Raw genomic sequence first — 16,995 nt, forward strand, 5'->3', positions numbered from 1 at the left:
CGCGGATGCGTTCGATCGCAAATACAGAGGATGAGGCCAGTTTCATGACCGATGCCACCACCAATGCCGTGGCCGACAGCCATCTCCACGAGGACGGGTCGATCGAGCGCCTGACCATCGACACCATCCGCACCCTGTCGATGGACGCGGTGCAGCAGGCCAATTCGGGCCATCCGGGCACGCCGATGGCGCTGGCGCCGGTCGGTCACACTGTCTGGTCCAAGTTCCTGCGTTACGATCCCGCGCACGCCGACTGGCCCAATCGCGACCGCTTCGTGCTGTCGGTCGGCCATGCCTCGATGCTGCTCTATTCACTGATCCACCTGGCGGGCATCGAAGAGATTGATGCGGAAGGCAAAAAGTCGGGCAAGCCCGCGTTGAGCCTGGACGACCTGAAGGGCTTCCGCCAGCTCAACTCGAAGACGCCGGGCCATCCCGAATATCGTCACACCACCGGCGTCGAGACGACGACCGGCCCGCTGGGTGCCGGTTGCGGCAACTCGGTCGGCATGGCGATCGCCGAGCGCTGGCTGGCCGCGCATTTCAACCGCGAGGGTTTCCCGATCTTCGACCATGACGTGTACGTCGTGTGCGGCGACGGCGACATGATGGAGGGCGTCGCGTCGGAGGCGGCCTCGACCGCCGGGCATCTGAAGCTGTCCAACCTCTGCTGGATCTACGACTCGAACCACATTTCGATCGAAGGCGGCACCGACCTGGCGTTCGACGAGGATGTGGGTAAGCGCTTCGAGGCCTATGGCTGGAACGTCCTGCATGTCGACGACGCCAACGACGTCGCCGCGCTGACCGCCGCGCTCGACACGTTCAAGGCGACCACCGACAAGCCGACCTTTATCGTCGTGAAGTCGGTCATTGGCTATGGCAGCCCCAAGGCGGGCAGCGAAAAGGCGCATGGCGAGCCGCTGGGCGACGACGCCATCCGCGCGACCAAGAAGGCCTATGGCTGGCCCGAGGACGCCAAGTTCCTGGTCCCCGACGGCGTATGCGACGCGTTCCGCAAGGCGATCGAAAGCCGTGGCAAGCCGCTGCGCGACGCATGGGTTGCGATGGTCGACAAGTACCGCGCTGAATATCCCGGCCTCGCCACCGAACTGGACGCGATGCTGGCCGACAAGCTGCCCGAGGGCTGGGATGCCGACATCCCTGTCTTTGAGGCGGATGCCAAGGGCATCGCCAGCCGCGACTCGGGCGGCAAGGTGCAGAACGCCATCGCCGCCAAGGTGCCGTGGCTGATCGGCGGTTCGGCCGACCTCGCGCCCTCAACCAAGACGCTCATCAAGGACGGCGGCTCGTTCCAGGCGGGCAGCTATGGCGGGCGCAACATGCACTTCGGCGTGCGTGAGCATTCGATGGGCGCGATCGTCGACGGCATGGCGCTGTCGCACCTGCGGTCCTACGGTGCGACCTTCCTGGTCTTCTCCGACTATATGCGCGCGCCGATCCGCCTCGCCGCGATCATGGAACTGGGCGCGACCTTCGTCTTCACGCACGACTCGATCGGCGTGGGCGAGGACGGCCCGACCCACCAGCCGATCGAGCATCTGGCGACACTGCGCGCGATCCCCGGCCTCGACACCATCCGCCCCGGCGATGCGAACGAAGTGGCTGAGGCATGGCGCTGCGCCGTTGAATCGGCCAACCACCCGACCGCGCTGATCTTCTCGCGTCAGGCGCTGCCGACGCTGGATCGCAGCAAGTACGCGCCTGCTTCGGGCGTGAAGAAGGGCGGTTACGTGCTCGCCGATTGCGACGGCACGCCCGACCTGATCCTGATCGCGACGGGCTCGGAACTGTCGCTAGTCGCCGATGCCTATGAGACGTTGAAGGCGGACGGCGTGAAGGTCCGTGTCGTCTCGCTGCCCAGCTGGTTCCGGTTCGAGATGCAGGACGCCGCCTATAAGGAGAGCGTTCTGCCCAAGGCCGTCACCAAGCGTCTGGCGGTCGAGCAGGCCGGGTCGATCGGCTGGGACCGCTATGTCGGGTTCGGCGGTCGCACGATCACCATGTCGACCTTCGGTGCCTCGGCCCCGCTCGCCAAGTTGCAGGACAAGTTCGGCTTCACCCACGACAATGTCGTGAAGGTGGCCCGCGAAATGCTGGAGACCAAGTGATGAGCAAGCTGTCGGAACTGGGCGCCAAGGGCTGCGCCCCCTGGCTCGATTTCGTCGATCGCAAGTTCCTGGAGGCGAAGGGGCTGGAAAAGCTCGTCGCCGAGGACGGGCTGACCGGCGTCACCTCCAACCCTTCGATCTTCGAAAAGGCGATGGGGCATGGCGACGCCTATGACGCGACGCTCGCCGCCTTCGACAAGGAAAACCCCGGCGCGGCGACCATCGACCGCTACGAGCATCTGGCGATCCAGGACATCAAGGCGGCGGCGGAGACGTTGAAGCCGGTCTATGACCGGCTCGACGCCAAGGACGGCTATGTCAGCTTGGAGGTGTCGCCCTACATCGCCGACGATACCGACGCGACCACCGCCGAGGCCGAGAAGCTGTGGCATGCGGTCGATCGCCCGAATCTGATGATCAAGATTCCGGGCACCGATGCGGGCGCACCGGCTATCTCGGCGACCATCGCCAAGGGGATCAACGTCAACGTGACGCTGCTCTTCTCGGTCGATGCGTATATCAAGGTGGCCGAAGCCTATGCCGCCGGGCTCGAAGAGCGGGTGAAGGCCGGGCAGCCGATCGACCGGATCGCCAGCGTCGCCAGCTTCTTCATCAGCCGCATCGACTCGGCGATCGACAAGAAGATTGACGAACGCGTCGCCGCCGGTGACGCCGAAGCCGATGCGCTGAAGGCCGTGCGCGGCAAGGTCGCCATCGCCAACGCCAAGATGGCGTATCAATGGTATCTGGACTTCCTGAAGTCCGACCGCTGGCAGGCGCTGGCGGCCAAGGGCGCGCAGCCGCAGCGGCTGCTCTGGGCGTCGACGGGGACCAAGGACCCGGCCTACCCGGACACGCTCTATGTCGACACGCTGATCGGGCCGGACACGGTCAACACCATGCCGCCCAAGACGATGGACGCCTTCCGCGACCATGGCACGGTGGCCGAGACGCTGACCGCCGATATCGACGACGCCAAGCATGTGCTCGCCGAGGCCGACCGTCTGGGCCTGGACCTGAACGGCGTGACCGACACGCTGGTCGCCGAGGGGGTCGCCTCCTTCGTCAAGGCGTTCGACGATCTGCTCGGCGCCATCGGCCAGAAGCAGCCGGCGGCCTGATGCCCCGGCAGGCCCCCTCCCCAGACACGGGGAGGGGGCCTTTCTCTTTTTCACGACAGTAACGGAGTTCCCGCATGAAGATCGGTCTGGTCGGCCTCGGCCGCATGGGAGGCAATATCGCACGCCGCCTGATGCAGGCTGGGCATCAGGTGGTGGCCTGGGATCGCAGCGACGAGGCGGTGCAGACGCTCGCCAAGGACGGCGCGGAAGCCGCCACCGGGCTGGAGGACATGGCTGCCAAGCTCGCCGATAAGGCGATCTGGTGGGTGATGCTGCCCGCTGGTGGTCCGACCGAGGACACGATCGCGGAGATCGCCAAGCTGGCCAAGGACGGCGACGTCGTCATCGATGGCGGCAACAGCTTCTACAAGGACGACATCCGCCGCGCCAAGATGCTGGCCGAGCAGGGCATCCACTATGTCGATGTCGGCACCTCGGGTGGCGTCTGGGGCCTGGAGCGCGGCTATTGCATGATGATCGGCGGCGACAAGGAAACCGTCGATCACCTCGACCCGATCTTCGAGGCGCTGGCACCCGGCCTGGGCGACATCGTCCGCACGCCGGGCCGCATCGCCGACAAGGTCGATCAGCGCGCCGAAAAGGGCTATATCCATGCCGGGCCTGCGGGTGCGGGCCACTTCGTCAAGATGATCCACAACGGCATCGAGTACGGCCTGATGCAGGCCTATGCCGAGGGCTTCGACATTCTGAAGTCGAAGAACAGCGACAAGCTGCCCGAGGACGAGCGGTTCGACCTGAACCTGACCGACATCGCCGAAGTGTGGCGGCGCGGCAGCGTGATCTCGTCCTGGCTGCTCGACCTGACCGCGATCGCGCTGGCCAAGGATGAGATGCTCGAGCAGTTCTCGGGCCATGTCGCCGATTCGGGCGAGGGCCAGTGGACGATCGACGCGGCGATGGAGGAGAAGGTTCCGGCCAACGTCCTGACCGCCTCGCTCTTCGCGCGCTATCGCAGCCGTATCGAGCATACCTATGGCGACAAGGTGCTGTCGGCGATGCGCTTCGGCTTTGGCGGCCACACCGAAATCCCGCAATGAGCGATCCGGTTCGGAGGCCCATCCGGCTGGTGGTGTCGGACGTCGACGGCACGCTCGTCGACCCCGACAAGAAGCTGCGCGCCGCCACCGTTGCCGCCGTCAAGCGGCTGGAGGCGGCGGGCGTCGGCTTCACCATCATCAGCGCCCGGCCGCGATCGGGGCTGGGCTGGCTGGCCGACGAACTGGCGATCGACGCGCCGATCGGGGCGTTCAACGGCGGCACCGTCTTCCGCCGCGACGGCTCGGTCGATGCGCAGTTTCGCGTGCCGGTCGCGGTGGTTAACGATGTGCTGGCGATGGCGGCGGACAAGCCGCTCGCCATCTGGGTCTTCGCGGACGATCGCTGGTACGCCAGCAGCGGCGATGGCACCCATGTCGAGCATGAGCGCAAGGCGTCCTCGCAGGAGCCGGTGATTACGCAGGACTTCACCGCGCTGGTCGACAAGGTCGACAAGATCACCCTGGTCAGCGACGATGCCGAGCTGCTGCGCGGCCTGCACGACAAGGCCAATGCGGCGCATGGGGAAGCGGCAACCATCGCCCAGTCGCAGACCTATTATCTCGACGTGACCGCGCTGAAGGCCAACAAGGGCGACGGCGTGGCGACGCTGGCCCAGGCGTTCGGCGTCTCGCTGGAGGAAGTGGCGGTGCTGGGCGACCAGGCCAACGACCTTCCCATGTTGACACGCGCCGGGCTGCCGATCGTGATGGCGAATGCGCCGGATGCCGTTAGGGAACAGATCTCGGTACACACCCGTTCCAATGCCGAGGATGGCGTAGCCTATGCCATCGACACCATCATCATGCCCAGAATCGGAGTGCCTTCATGAAGCAACTGGTTGCGTTCGACCTCGACGGTACGCTGGCCGAAAGCAAGCAGCCTTTGGGCGAGCCGATGGGGGAGGCGCTGGCCGACCTGCTCGACGTCGCGCATGTCGCGGTGATTTCGGGCGGCGACTGGCCGCAGTTCGACAAGCAGGTCGCCAGCCGCCTGCCAGAGCGCGCCGACCGCACCAAGCTGTGGCTGATGCCGACCACCGGCACCAAGCTCTACACGTACAAGGACGGTAGCTGGACCCCGGTCTATGCCGAGCTGTTCGACGACGCGACCAAGGCCAAGATCCTGGAGGCGTTCGACGCCTCGCTGGAGGCGACCGGCTTCGTCCCCGAACAGACCTGGGGCGAGCGGATCGAGGATCGCGGCAGCCAGATCACCTTCTCCGCGCTCGGCCAGCAGGCGCCGATCGACGCCAAGGAACATTGGGACCCCAAGTTCGAGAAGCGCAAGGTCATCCAGGCGGACCTCAAGCAGCGCCTGCCGGGCCTGTCGATCAACATGGGCGGCGCGACCTCGATCGACATCACCCGCGAGGGCGTCGACAAGGCATACGGCCTGAAGAAGCTGCGCGACGCCAGCGGCATCGCGCTCGATGCGATGATGTTCATCGGCGATGCGATCTTCCCGGGCGGCAACGACTATCCCGCCAAGGAACTCGGCCTCGACACGGTGCGCGTGCGTGATCCGGAAGAGACGCTGGCGGTCATCGCGGGGATCGTCGCCTGCCTGAAGAAGTAAGCTCCGGCGCGTCCGCTGCCCTACGCGCCCGCACAGGTCCGGCGCATGAGGCGGTGGACGCGGCTTACGGCGCCTATCGGCTGGACGATCGGGAAAGCTACACCGCTTTCCTGATCGCCCATGCCCGCGCGCTCCCGGCGGTCGAGGCCTGGCTGGCCGGGCGGCACATCGGTTTTCCCTGGCGTTCTCGGCGCGAGGCGCTGGCGGCGGACTTGACCGCGCTAGGAGAGGCTATTCCCGAACCCCTACCGTTCGATCTTCCCGATGACGAGGCGGCACGTTGGGGTGCGCTTTACGTGACCGAAGGCTCGCGACTGGGTGGCGTGATGCTCGCCCGGCAGGTAGGCGAGGGGTTGCCGCGCGCGTATCTAGAATCCGGTTTCGGGCCCGGCGAGTGGCGGGCGTTTCGCCATGCCTTGGACGAGGCGGCGGCGGATGCAGCGTGGATCGATCGCGCGCTGGCGGCGGCAGAAGAGGTCTTCGCGCTGTACGGGCGAGCGGCGTAATCCTACCCTCCGTTCAGCCTGAGCGAAGTCGAAGGCCACGGGTATCTTCGACCAAGCTACCCTCACCCTTCCGACGCTTCGCGCCTCCCTCCCTCTCTTACTGGGAGAGGGAAGGGGCCCGCCCGCTTTAGACCGTGCTGACGTTGCGGTGAACCAAGGCGAGCTCCTCCCCTTCAGGGGAGGGGTTGGGGTGGGGCCTCGCCACGGGCTGCACACTTGCGGAGGCGCCCCACCCCCGGCCCCTCCCCTGAAGGGGAGGGGTGAGTTAATCTCATGTCATCATGCTCTAGCGGGTGGGAACGGTGAGGGCAGTACAGACACTCTCATGGCCTTCGACTTCGCTCAGGCTGAACGGAGCGTGGGGAGAAAGGGGCCGTCTGGTGACCGCCCTCAATCCGTGATCGGCGCGATCACGATCGCTCGCAGGCCGGGCTGGTTGTCGTCATATTCGATCGACCCCGACAGCCGCTGCATCATCGCCGCCATCATCCGGCTGCCGAACCCCCGGCCATCGCCCGGTGCGTTGTCCTGATCCGCCCTTCCACGGCCCTGGTCCGCAACGATCAGGCGCAGGCGGTTGCCATATTGCTCCAGCGTGATCGTCACCGGACCGACCGCACCGTCATAGGCATATTTGGTCGCGTTGATGATGAGTTCGGTCGTCACCAGTCCCAGATTGATCGCCCGGTCGGTCGGCATCAGCACGGGGGCGAGGTCTAGCCGCATCATCGCCGCCCAGTCCCGGCCCATGGACTGCTTCATGTCGCCGACCAGATCCTCGAGGTAGCGCGCCAGGTCGACCGTCTGGATCTGGTCGTCGCGGTAGAGGCGACGATGGACCAGCGCGACGGCGGACAGCCGCGCCTTGGCTTCGTTCAGCTGTTCGCGCACGCGGGGATCGTCGGCCGCCTTGGCCTGGAGCGACAGGAAGGACGAGACGAGCTGGAGGCTGTTCTGGACCCGGTGGTCCACCTCCTTCATCAGCACGTCCTTCTGGAGAAGCAGCGCCTCCTTGTCGTCCAGCGTGCGCTGGAGCGCGGTGTTCAGCCCGCGCAGCCGGTGGTTTTGCGCCGCGTCGTGCAGCGCCCGGCGCAGGCGATGCCCGGCCTCCACCTCTTCCATCGTCCAACGGCGCGAACGGCCGCGCACCGTCTCGCGCCAGCTTTCGAACGAGGTACGCGGGTTGAGCGTGGCGTCCGGGGTCAGCGCGACCGATTTGTGCGGATTGCCCGCCCATTCGACCTCCTCGACATGCTCTGCACGGAACCAGAGGAGGGTGACGCCGCCATCGACCAGCGGCAGGGCCAGCACACCCGCCGCCGCAGCGGCCAGCGGGGCGGTATCCGGCATCAGCGCGGGCAGCTCATGGGTGAAGAACAGGTCACCGCCGCCGCGGATCGCGGCCCAGCTGGCGATGTCGGGAATCGCCAGATCGTGCGGACAGGTGCCGTGGCTATGGACCTTCTTCTGGTCGACGACGGCAAAGCCCGTCGCGCACATCATCGCCATCATTTCCGGCATCAGGCGGCGGATGGCCGGGACCAGGTCGCCCATGCCGATGATACGCGGCAACAGGCTGTCCTCCGCCGCGCGCAGGCGCAGCCGCTCGCGGTATAGCTCGGCCTCTTCCTTGGCGCGGATCTGTCGCGCCAGCGCACTCGCCAGGCCGGCGGCGGCGGCGCGCAGTTCGGGCGACAGGCGGCGCGGGGTGTAATGATGGCATGCCATCATGCCCCAGAGCAGCCCATCCTTGACGATCGAGATCGACGCCGATGCCGCCACGCCCATGTTCTTCAGATATCGGACATGGATCGGCGACACGCTGCGCAGGCCGACATCGCTGAGGTCCAGCGTCTCGAAGCCCTCGGGTCGGATGGGGGCTGGCACATAGTCCACATCCGGGATGCTGCGCGTCCGGTTGCGGACATAAAGCGCGCGCGCTTGTTTCGGAATGTCGGAGGCGGGGAAATGATGATGGAGGAAGGAGGGCAGGTCGGCCGACCGCGCCTCGGCGACGACGCGACCCGCATCCTCGTCGAGAAAGCGGTAGAGCATGACCCGATCAAACCCGGTCAGCTGCTGGAAGGTGGCGGCCGCCCGCTCGAACAACATGGGCAGGTCGGCGGTTCGCTCGAAGCCGGTGACGGCGGCATCGATCCAGCTGAGCGGGCTTCCCTTGCCCCAGGGGGCATCGGTCATCCCGGCTTCCAGCTCGATCAGCACGCGCTCGCCCGCGACCCGGTGCGCGGTCACCGAAAAGCGTTCGGAAACCCCATCGACCGGCACGGCGGCAACGGCGCTACCCGGCCCGATCGGCATGTCCGCGACCATCTGCGCCACATCGCGTCCCAGCAGCGTGTCCAGCGGCAGGCCCAGCCATGCAGCGGCCAGCCGATCCTCGATCGGTCCTGCACCCGCGATGACGGTCAATGTCGGGGCATCCACCACCAGCAACAGCCCATGCGGCTGGATCGCGCCAGGGATATGGATCGGTTCCCGGTCGCAAGCCGTGATATCCTGGCTTGGATCGGTGACGATGGGACGCGTGGCCATCAGGGTCGGAATTCCTCTCTATCCGCCACATGCCGGGTTTTCCGCGGGGTTGCAAACACATGGGCGCTGCAATCGATCCGATTTTGGAGCATCCCAGTCGGCGGCGGAACGAAGATTGCGCGTTTGGGTAATATACGGTTAAAGCGGCCTACGGACTCAAAGAGCCGTTTGGAGAGGACATGATCGACGATTTCGATTTCGCACTGGGCGAAAGCGCGGACATGATCCGTGAAGCGACGCGCCGTTTCGCGACCGACCGGATCGCGCCGCTCGCCGCCCGGATGGACGCGGAAGACTGGTTTCCCCGTCATATATGGCCTGACATGGGCGCGCTGGGCCTGCACGGTATCACCGTGGCCGAAGCCGATGGCGGGCTGGGCCTGGGCTATCTGGAGCATGTCGTCGCGATCGAGGAAGTGTCACGGGCCTCGGCTTCACTGGGCCTGTCCTACGGCGCGCATTCCAACCTGTGCGTCAACCAGATCAGTCGCTGGGGCAATGCGGAGCAGAAGGCGAAATATCTGCCCGGCCTGATCTCGGGCGAGCATGTCGGCAGCCTGGCCATGTCCGAAGTCTCGGCGGGGTCGGATGTCGTGTCGATGAAGCTGCGCGCGGTGAAGGCCGATGGCGGCTGGGTGTTGAACGGCACGAAATTCTGGATCACCAACGCGGCCTATGCAGAGACGCTCGTCGTCTATGCCAAGACGGGCGAGGGCAGCCGGGGCATTACCGCCTTCCTGATCGAGAAGGACATGGCAGGCTTTGCGATCGGCCAGAAGATCGACAAGATGGGCATGCGCGGCAGCCCGACCGCAGAGCTGGTCTTTAACGACTGTTTCGTCGGCGATGCGCAGGTCATGGGGCCGGTCAATGGCGGCGTCGGCGTGTTGATGAGCGGGCTGGACTATGAGCGCGCGGTGCTGGCGGGGATTCAACTGGGCATCATGCAGGCGTGCCTCGACGTGGTGGTGCCGTACGTCCGCGAACGCCGTCAGTTCGGCCGCGCGATCGGCGAGTTCCAGCTGATCCAGGCCAAGATCGCCGACATGTATGTCGCGCTCAACTCGGCGCGGGCTTATGTCTATGCGGTGGCGCGCAGTTGCGACGCAGGCCGGACGACGCGTTTCGACGCGGCGGGCGCGATTCTGCTGGCGAGCGAGAATGCGGTGAAGGTCTCGCTGGAGGCGATCCAGGCGTTGGGTGGGGCGGGCTATACCAAGGACTGGCCGGCCGAACGCTTCGCGCGCGATGCCAAGCTGCTCGACATCGGGGCGGGGACGAACGAGATTCGCCGGATGCTGATTGGCCGCGAATTGATCGGCAAGCTCGAAAAGGTGGCGCAATGACGGCTGACGCATTCCTCCCCATCGCAGATGGGGAGGGGGACCACCGCGAAGCGGTGGTGGAGGGGCGTGCGCCCCTTGCCCCTCCACCACTCGCTGCGCGAGCGGTCCCCCTCCCCAAGCAAAGCTTGGGGAGGATTTGATGGGAGCGGTTCTTTCCTCGCGTCTCTCGCGTGACGATGCGGCGTTCCATAGCAATGCCAATCACAACCGGGCGCTGGCCGAACGTCTCCACAGCGATGTGGCGAAGGCGGGACTCGGCGGCAGCGAAGCCTCGCGCGAGCGCCATGTCGCGCGCGGCAAGCTGCTCCCCCGCGACCGGGTGGAACAGCTGCTCGACGCGGGTTCGCCCTTCCTCGAAATCGGCCAGCTCGCCGCCAACGGCCTGTACGACGATGCGGTCCCCGGCGCGGGCCTGATCGCCGGGATCGGCCGCGTCCATGGCCGACAGGTCATGATCGTCGCCAATGACGCGACGGTGAAGGGCGGCACCTATTTCCCGCTGACCGTCAAGAAGCACCTGCGCGCGCAGGAGATCGCGCTCGAGAACCATCTCCCTTGCATCTATCTGGTCGACAGCGGCGGCGCGAACCTGCCGCATCAGGCGGAGGTGTTCCCCGACCGCGATCATTTCGGCCGCATCTTCTTCAACCAGGCGCAGATGTCGGCGGCGGGCATTCCGCAGATCGCCTGCGTCATGGGCAGCTGTACGGCGGGCGGCGCGTACGTCCCCGCCATGTCGGACGAGACGGTGATCGTGCGCGGGCAGGGGACGATCTTCCTCGCCGGGCCACCGCTGGTGAAGGCCGCGACCGGCGAGGTCATCTCGGCCGAGGAACTGGGCGGCGCGGACACGCATGGCCGCAAATCGGGCGTGGTCGATCATGTCGCCGAGAATGACGACCATGCGCTGTCGATCGTCCGCGACATCGTGGAAACCCTGCCGCCGCAGTTCATGCCGGACGTCAACCTAGCCGAGCCGGACGAGCCGCTTTACCCGGCCGAGGAGCTGTACGGCCTGATCCCGCAGGACGTGCGCGCACCCTATGATGTGCATGAGGTGATCGCCCGGCTGGTCGATGGATCACGCTTCCATGAATTCAAGGCGCTGTACGGCGCCTCGCTGGTCTGCGGCTTTGCGCATATCCATGGCAAGCCGGTCGCGATCCTCGCCAACAACGGCGTACTGTTCTCCGAGAGTGCGCAGAAGGGCGCGCACTTCATCGAACTGGCGTGCCAGCGGCGGATCCCTTTGCTGTTCCTCCAGAACATTTCCGGCTTCATGGTCGGCGGCCGCTATGAGGCCGAGGGGATCGCCAAGCACGGTGCCAAGCTGGTGACCGCGGTCGCGACGGCGCAGGTGCCTAAGATCACCGTGCTGATCGGCGGCAGCTTCGGCGCGGGCAATTACGGCATGTGCGGGCGCGCCTATTCGCCGCGCTTCCTGTTCACCTGGCCCAATGCGCGGATCAGCGTGATGGGCGGCGAGCAGGCGGCGAGCGTCCTGGCGACCGTCCACCGCGATGCGGAGAGTTGGACGCCCGACGAGGCGGAGGCGTTCAAGGCCCCGATCCGCCAGCGTTACGAGGATGAGGGCAATCCCTGGTACGCGACCGCGCGGCTGTGGGACGACGGCATCGTCGATCCGGCGCAGACGCGGGATGTCCTGGGTCTGGCGCTGGATGCGTGCCTCAACGCGCCGATCGCGGAGGCACCCCGGTTCGGGGTGTTCCGGATGTGATGGGAATGGACCTGACGATCGACGGCGCGACCGTCAAGGACGAGGCCGATTTCCATGCCCGTATCCGCGAAGCCTCCGGCGTCGAATGGTATGGCGGCAGTCTCGACGCCTTGTTCGACCTGCTCATCGCGGTCGTCGAGCCGCCGATCGCGCTGACCCTCGCCAACGCGGCGGCGGCACGCAAGGTGATCGGTGAGCGGTTCGATCGCATCCTGACCGTAATATTTGACGCCATCGCCGAACGACCGGGAGCCATCACGTTGAAGCTGGAATCCTGATGATGAAGAGCCTCCTCATCGCCAATCGCGGCGAGATCGCCTGCCGCATCATCCGTACCGCGCGCGAGATGGGCCTGCGCACCATCGCGGTCTATTCCGAGGCCGATGCGCAGGCGCTGCACGTCCGCATGGCCGACGAGGCCATTCTGATCGGCCCGGCCCCGGCGCGGGAGAGCTATCTGGATGCCGCGCGCATCCTCAGCGCCGCGCGCGACAGCGGGGCCGAGGCGATCCACCCCGGCTATGGCTTCCTGTCGGAAAATGCCGAGTTCGCCGAAAGCGTGATCGCCGCCGGGCTGGTCTGGGTCGGCCCCAACCCCGACAGCATCCGCGCCATGGGGCTGAAGGACGCGGCCAAGGCGCAGATGATCGCCGCCGGTGTGCCCGTTACCCCCGGCTATCTGGGCGAGGACCAGTCGCCCAACCGCCTCGCCGCCGAGGCCGAAAAAGTCGGCTATCCCGTCCTCATCAAGGCGGTCGCGGGCGGCGGCGGCAAGGGGATGCGCCGCGTCGACGATCCCGCCGCCTTCGCCGAGGCGCTCGCTTCCTGCCGTCGCGAGGCGGCGGCGTCGTTCGGCGACGACCGGGTGCTGATCGAGAAATACATCCTCTCGCCGCGCCATATCGAGGTGCAGGTCTTCGGCGACCGCCATGGGCAGGTGGTTCATCTGTTCGAGCGCGACTGTTCGCTGCAACGCCGCCACCAGAAGGTGATCGAGGAAGCCCCCGCGCCGGGCATGGACGATGCGACCCGTGAAGCCGTCTGCGGTGCCGCCGTCCGCGCGGCGCAGGCGGTGGACTATGTCGGGGCGGGCACGATCGAGTTCATCGCCGACGCCTCGGAAGGGCTTCGCGCCGACCGGGTGTGGTTCATGGAGATGAACACCCGGCTCCAGGTCGAGCACCCGGTGACCGAGGCGATCACCGGCGTCGATCTGGTCGAGTGGCAGCTGCGCGTCGCGGCGGGCGAGCCCTTGCCGATGGCGCAGGGCGACCTGTCCATCCATGGCCACGCGATCGAGGCCCGCCTTTATGCCGAAGACCCGGCCAAGGGCTTCCTGCCCGCGATCGGCACGCTGGAGGTGTTCGACCTGGGTGACGACCCGGCGATCCGCATCGACACCGGGGGCGAGGAAGGCGCGGAGATCACCCCCTGGTACGACCCGATGATCGCCAAGGTCATCGCGCATGGCGAAACCCGCGACGAGGCGCGCGAGGCGCTGGCCGATGCGCTGGACGAGGCGGTGATCTGGCCGGTGCGCACCAATGCCGGGTTCCTGGTCCAGGCGCTCGACCATCCCGACTTCGCGAGCGGTCAGGTCGACACCGGCCTGATCGCGCGCGAGGGCGAGGCGCTGATGCCGCCGACCGAGCCGTCCGAAGAGGCTTTGGCCGAGGCGGCGGCGGCGCTTATCGGGCAGGACGAACTGTCAGGTTTTCGCCTGAACGCCGCGCCGCGCCGGAGCGCGCGCTTCCTGCTAAACGGGCAACCGATCACCGTCGATTTTGCGCACGCGGGCGAGGTGCCCCCGGCGCCGTCCGACGAAGTGCTGATCTCCGAGGGCGGGCAGAGCTGGTCCTTCACCCGCTGGCGCGCCGACGGGCTGGCGGCGGGCGGGGCGGGGGACGGCGCGATCCTGTCGCCCATGCCCGGCCGGATCATCGCGGTCGCCGTGACCGAGGGGCAGGCGGTGAGCGCGGGCCAGCCGCTCGTCACGCTGGAGGCGATGAAGATGGAGCATGTCCTGACCGCGCCCTTCGACGGCACCGTTACCGACCTGAAGGCCGAGACCGGCGGGCAGGTGGCCGAGGGGGTCGCGCTGGTCCGCATCGTCGCGGAGGATGCGGCATGAGCGGACGCTTCTTCGACGACTGGACGATCGGCGACCGGATCGACCATCCCATCCGCCGCACCGTGACCGAGACGGACAATCTGCTCTTCTCGACCATGACCCACAATCCGCAGCCGCTGCACATCGACGCGGAGGCGGCGAAGGCGAGCGAGTTCGGGCAGATCCTCGTCAACGGCACCTTCACTTTCTCGTTGATGGTCGGGCTGTCGGTGGGGGAGACGACGCTGGGGACGCTGGTGGCGAATCTGGGCTATGACGAACTGGTCATGCCCGCGCCGGTGTTCCTGGGCGACACGCTGCGCGCGACGAGCGAGGTGACGGCTCTGCGCGAGAGCAAGTCCCGGCCGGGCGCGGGGCTGGTGACGTTCCGGCACGAGGCGCTGAACCAGCGGGGTGAGGTGGTGTGCCGGTGCCTGCGGATCGCTTTGGTCAAGAAGCGGGGGTAGCGTGGCCTTCGACTTCGCTCAGGCTGAATGGAGGCTGGGCTTCAATGCCAAATCCCGTTCGCACTGAGCGAAGTCGAAGTGCACGTCCCATCGCTTACAACCGCGTCCGAACCCCGATCCAAAGCGTTCGCGGCGTCGCCCGCTCGATCAGCCCCGCGCCGCTATATGCCGCCTCGACCCGCGCATCGGCGAGGTTCTCGGCCCGCGCTTCGATCAGCCAGCCGCGCACGACCGGCACCGCCGCATAGGCATCCAGCGTCGTCGCAGGCGCCAGCGAGCGGATATTCTGGTCGTCTTCATATTGTCGCCCGACATGGCGCAGCGTGCCGCTCAACACCGCCCCGCGGCGCTCGACCGCCAGGGTCCCTGAAAACTGGTCGCGCGGTGTCTGGGCCGGACGCAGGCCGTCGAGCGGGGCGGCATTGCCCGATGCCTCGACTCGCGCACTGACATGCGACCAGGATGCGCGGGCGCTGAACGGCCCGGCGGCGGCATTGGCCTCCAGTTCGAACCCCTGAGATCGGATCGCGTCGAGATTCTGCCGCATCCGGTACACGCCGTTCGCCGCGACGAAGCCGACGCCGGGGAACATCCCCGGCCCACGACCCAGCGTCACATTGGCGATGGCATCGGTCAGCCGGTTGAAGAAATAGGTGCCCGACAGTCGAACCCCGGCCGCCGGGGTCAGGTCGAACCCGCCCTCGACCCCCTCGACCGGTTCGGGGTTCAGCGCGGCATTGGCGGCGGTCGCGTCCGCTCCCGCGCGGAACGGCCGGTAGAGTTCGTTGAGCGTCGGCAGCCGCCACCCGCGATAGGCCGCCGTGCGCAGGATCAGCGGCTGGACGACCCGCAGCGCGGCACCGAGTCGCCCGGTAAATTCCTGCCCCGAGCGGTTCGGAAAATCGGTATCGGTCAGCACCGCGCCGGTCGCCAGCAGGCCCTCGTCCAGCCGTCCGTTGCGGATACGCCAGTCATCCACGCGTGCAGCGGCGGTGATGGTCAGCCCGCCCGCCTCGACACTGCCGTCGGCGAACAGCCCCATGGTCCGCGTCGCGCCGCCCGCCTCGCGCCGCCGGGTGGGGAGCCCCGCGACATAGGTATAGCGCTCCTGCGTCCGCCCGCTGGTGTCGCGAATGTCGCCGCCCAGCCGCAACGTGATGCTGTCGCCGAGCGGCGGCGACACCTCCACCCGTCCGCCCAGGCCGGTGGCGGGAACATTATACTGGTCGAGCGTCAGCGTGGCCGCCGTCCGAGCGGCATTCACGCTCGCATAGCGCGAGGCGAATTGCCGCGTCTGGACATAGGCCAGCGCCGACCAGCCCCAAGCGCCGCGCCCGACCAGCCGCACGCTGGCATCCGCGCCGTCCGAACGATTGTCGGTGAAGTCGGTCCCCCGGTCGCGCGCGTCGTGAAAGGCGGCCAGCGTCATCTGCAACTCGGTGGCGGGCGCGATTCCGACGACCCCGCGCGCAGCACCGGAATATTGTTCGTAAGGCGCGGGCCGGTCTGCGGGGCCCCGCTGGCCCTCGACGACAGGAATGAAGCCGTCGCCACGGGCATAGGCGCCGGACATCGTCAGGAGGCCGCCGTCCCGCACCAGCGACGCGGACCCTTGCGCATCGATCGAATTGCGGCTGCCATAGGAAAGGGCCATGTCCAGCGGGGAGAGCTGGTCGGGCGTGGCGCTGTCCATCTCGATCGTGCCCGCCAGCGCACCCGGCCCCCAAAAGCCCGAGCCGCCGCCGCGCGTCACCCGGATGCGCCCCAGCCGTCCGGTCGCATAGGCGGGAAACACCACCCAGCCGCCGAACGGGTCGGCCTGTGGCACGCCGTCCAGCACCAGCAGCGCCCGGCTCGACGCATTGCCGCCCAGCCCGCGCAAGGTGATGCCCTGCGACGTCGGATGCGCCGAACGGCTGTCCGAGCGGCGGAACTGCTGGAGCCCGGCGACGTCGGCGAGGACATTCTCCAGCCGCTGCGAGGCATTCTGCGCGATCCGGTCGCGGTCGATCGTCACCACGTCGAGCGCGCGGTCGCCGGGTTGGTCGCTCAGGCCCCGGCCGGTGACGACGATGGTTTCGGGCTCGGTCGTTTGCGCGGAGAGGGTGGCGGGCGCGAGCGCGATGGCGAGCAGAGGCAGGCGATGGAATACAGGCATGATGATGTGAAGGTCCCCTTTGCTCCCCTGATAGGGATGTCATGGAGTGAAGACGAGTCACGGGAGAAGCAGGTCCGCAGCTGATGAGCCTCACGCCCCTCCCACAAGCGGGAGGGGATGGGGGAGGGCATGCCGCAAGCGATGGTCTCTACGAGACCCCATGCCCTCCCCAAATCCCTCCCGTTTACGGGAGGGGCTTAAGAAGAGGGGTAAGCCGGGCCGGAAACACG

13 protein-coding genes are annotated in these 16,995 nt (G+C 67.2%); 11 read left to right on the top strand and 2 right to left on the bottom strand.

All coding sequences use genetic code 11. From position 1 onward, the window contains the following. Positions 1–44: 44 nt before the first annotated feature. The 6 genes from tkt to AC1GI4_RS15350 all read left to right on the top strand — a co-directional run bounded on the left by tkt (position 45) and on the right by AC1GI4_RS15350 (position 6,393). On the top strand, positions 45–2,132 hold the full coding sequence (gene tkt / locus AC1GI4_RS15325; protein ID WP_479630073.1) for a transketolase: 2,088 nt from the start codon (positions 45–47) through the stop codon (positions 2,130–2,132). After that, a complete protein-coding gene (tal, locus tag AC1GI4_RS15330) occupies positions 2,132–3,253 on the top strand; it encodes a transaldolase (RefSeq protein ID WP_479630074.1) in 1,122 nt (373 codons plus the stop codon). Before tkt ends, tal begins: the two co-directional genes overlap by 1 nt. A gap of 74 nt (positions 3,254–3,327) precedes the next feature. Further along, positions 3,328–4,311, top strand: coding sequence for a phosphogluconate dehydrogenase (NAD(+)-dependent, decarboxylating) (gnd, locus tag AC1GI4_RS15335; protein WP_479630075.1), 984 nt, complete (start codon positions 3,328–3,330; stop codon positions 4,309–4,311). Beyond that, the gene (locus AC1GI4_RS15340; RefSeq protein ID WP_479630076.1) at positions 4,308–5,141 is read left to right on the top strand and encodes a Cof-type HAD-IIB family hydrolase; all 834 of its coding nucleotides are present in this window, start codon (positions 4,308–4,310) and stop codon (positions 5,139–5,141) included. Before gnd ends, AC1GI4_RS15340 begins: the two co-directional genes overlap by 4 nt. Further along, positions 5,138–5,887 (top strand): HAD-IIB family hydrolase, encoded by a 750-nt coding sequence (locus AC1GI4_RS15345; protein ID WP_479630077.1) that lies wholly within the window; start codon positions 5,138–5,140, stop codon positions 5,885–5,887. Before AC1GI4_RS15340 ends, AC1GI4_RS15345 begins: the two co-directional genes overlap by 4 nt. Positions 5,888–5,940: 53 nt before the next feature. Beyond that, a complete protein-coding gene (locus AC1GI4_RS15350) occupies positions 5,941–6,393 on the top strand; it encodes a biliverdin-producing heme oxygenase (protein ID WP_479630078.1) in 453 nt (150 codons plus the stop codon). Positions 6,394–6,783: 390 nt separating this feature from the next. On the opposite strand, the gene AC1GI4_RS15355 is transcribed toward AC1GI4_RS15350, so the two are convergent. Continuing rightward, a complete protein-coding gene (locus tag AC1GI4_RS15355) occupies positions 6,784–8,946 on the bottom strand; it encodes a histidine kinase dimerization/phosphoacceptor domain -containing protein (protein WP_479630079.1) in 2,163 nt (720 codons plus the stop codon). A 179-nt stretch (positions 8,947–9,125) separates the two neighbouring features. Here AC1GI4_RS15355 and AC1GI4_RS15360 point away from each other — a divergent pair, with 179 nt between their 5' ends. The 5 genes from AC1GI4_RS15360 to AC1GI4_RS15380 all read left to right on the top strand — a co-directional run bounded on the left by AC1GI4_RS15360 (position 9,126) and on the right by AC1GI4_RS15380 (position 14,607). Continuing rightward, the gene (locus AC1GI4_RS15360) at positions 9,126–10,292 is read left to right on the top strand and encodes an acyl-CoA dehydrogenase family protein (protein WP_479630080.1); all 1,167 of its coding nucleotides are present in this window, start codon (positions 9,126–9,128) and stop codon (positions 10,290–10,292) included. A 139-nt stretch (positions 10,293–10,431) separates the two neighbouring features. Continuing rightward, positions 10,432–12,030, top strand: a complete 1,599-nt coding sequence (locus tag AC1GI4_RS15365; RefSeq protein WP_479630081.1) for a carboxyl transferase domain-containing protein — start codon at positions 10,432–10,434, stop codon at positions 12,028–12,030. A 5-nt stretch (positions 12,031–12,035) separates the two neighbouring features. Further along, positions 12,036–12,308, top strand: a complete 273-nt coding sequence (locus AC1GI4_RS15370; RefSeq protein ID WP_479630082.1) for a barstar family protein — start codon at positions 12,036–12,038, stop codon at positions 12,306–12,308. Then, positions 12,308–14,161, top strand: a complete 1,854-nt coding sequence (locus AC1GI4_RS15375; RefSeq protein WP_479630083.1) for an acetyl/propionyl/methylcrotonyl-CoA carboxylase subunit alpha — start codon at positions 12,308–12,310, stop codon at positions 14,159–14,161. Before AC1GI4_RS15370 ends, AC1GI4_RS15375 begins: the two co-directional genes overlap by 1 nt. Further along, complete coding sequence (locus tag AC1GI4_RS15380) at positions 14,158–14,607, top strand: MaoC family dehydratase (RefSeq protein ID WP_479630084.1); 450 nt, start codon at positions 14,158–14,160, stop codon at positions 14,605–14,607. Before AC1GI4_RS15375 ends, AC1GI4_RS15380 begins: the two co-directional genes overlap by 4 nt. Positions 14,608–14,701: 94 nt before the next feature. Here the strand turns inward: AC1GI4_RS15380 and AC1GI4_RS15385 are convergent, their stop codons facing one another. Next, positions 14,702–16,765: a TonB-dependent receptor gene (locus AC1GI4_RS15385; RefSeq protein ID WP_479630085.1), complete on the bottom strand. Its 2,064-nt coding sequence runs from the start codon at positions 16,763–16,765 to the stop codon at positions 14,702–14,704. Positions 16,766–16,995 lie beyond the last annotated feature (230 nt).

This window comes from Sphingomonas sp. 77B (assembly GCF_056497825.1).

Coding starts and splice junctions, on each gene's coding strand:
- tkt (WP_479630073.1), top strand. CDS start 45: ATGACCGATGCCACCACCAATGCCGTGGCCGACAGCCATCTCCACGAG.
- AC1GI4_RS15340 (WP_479630076.1), top strand. CDS start 4,308: ATGAGCGATCCGGTTCGGAGGCCCATCCGGCTGGTGGTGTCGGACGTC.
- AC1GI4_RS15380 (WP_479630084.1), top strand. CDS start 14,158: ATGAGCGGACGCTTCTTCGACGACTGGACGATCGGCGACCGGATCGAC.
- AC1GI4_RS15370 (WP_479630082.1), top strand. CDS start 12,036: ATGGACCTGACGATCGACGGCGCGACCGTCAAGGACGAGGCCGATTTC.
- AC1GI4_RS15375 (WP_479630083.1), top strand. CDS start 12,308: ATGATGAAGAGCCTCCTCATCGCCAATCGCGGCGAGATCGCCTGCCGC.
- AC1GI4_RS15385 (WP_479630085.1), bottom strand. CDS start 16,765: ATGCCTGTATTCCATCGCCTGCCTCTGCTCGCCATCGCGCTCGCGCCC.
- AC1GI4_RS15355 (WP_479630079.1), bottom strand. CDS start 8,946: ATGGCCACGCGTCCCATCGTCACCGATCCAAGCCAGGATATCACGGCT.
- tal (WP_479630074.1), top strand. CDS start 2,132: ATGAGCAAGCTGTCGGAACTGGGCGCCAAGGGCTGCGCCCCCTGGCTC.
- AC1GI4_RS15345 (WP_479630077.1), top strand. CDS start 5,138: ATGAAGCAACTGGTTGCGTTCGACCTCGACGGTACGCTGGCCGAAAGC.
- gnd (WP_479630075.1), top strand. CDS start 3,328: ATGAAGATCGGTCTGGTCGGCCTCGGCCGCATGGGAGGCAATATCGCA.
- AC1GI4_RS15365 (WP_479630081.1), top strand. CDS start 10,432: ATGGGAGCGGTTCTTTCCTCGCGTCTCTCGCGTGACGATGCGGCGTTC.
- AC1GI4_RS15360 (WP_479630080.1), top strand. CDS start 9,126: ATGATCGACGATTTCGATTTCGCACTGGGCGAAAGCGCGGACATGATC.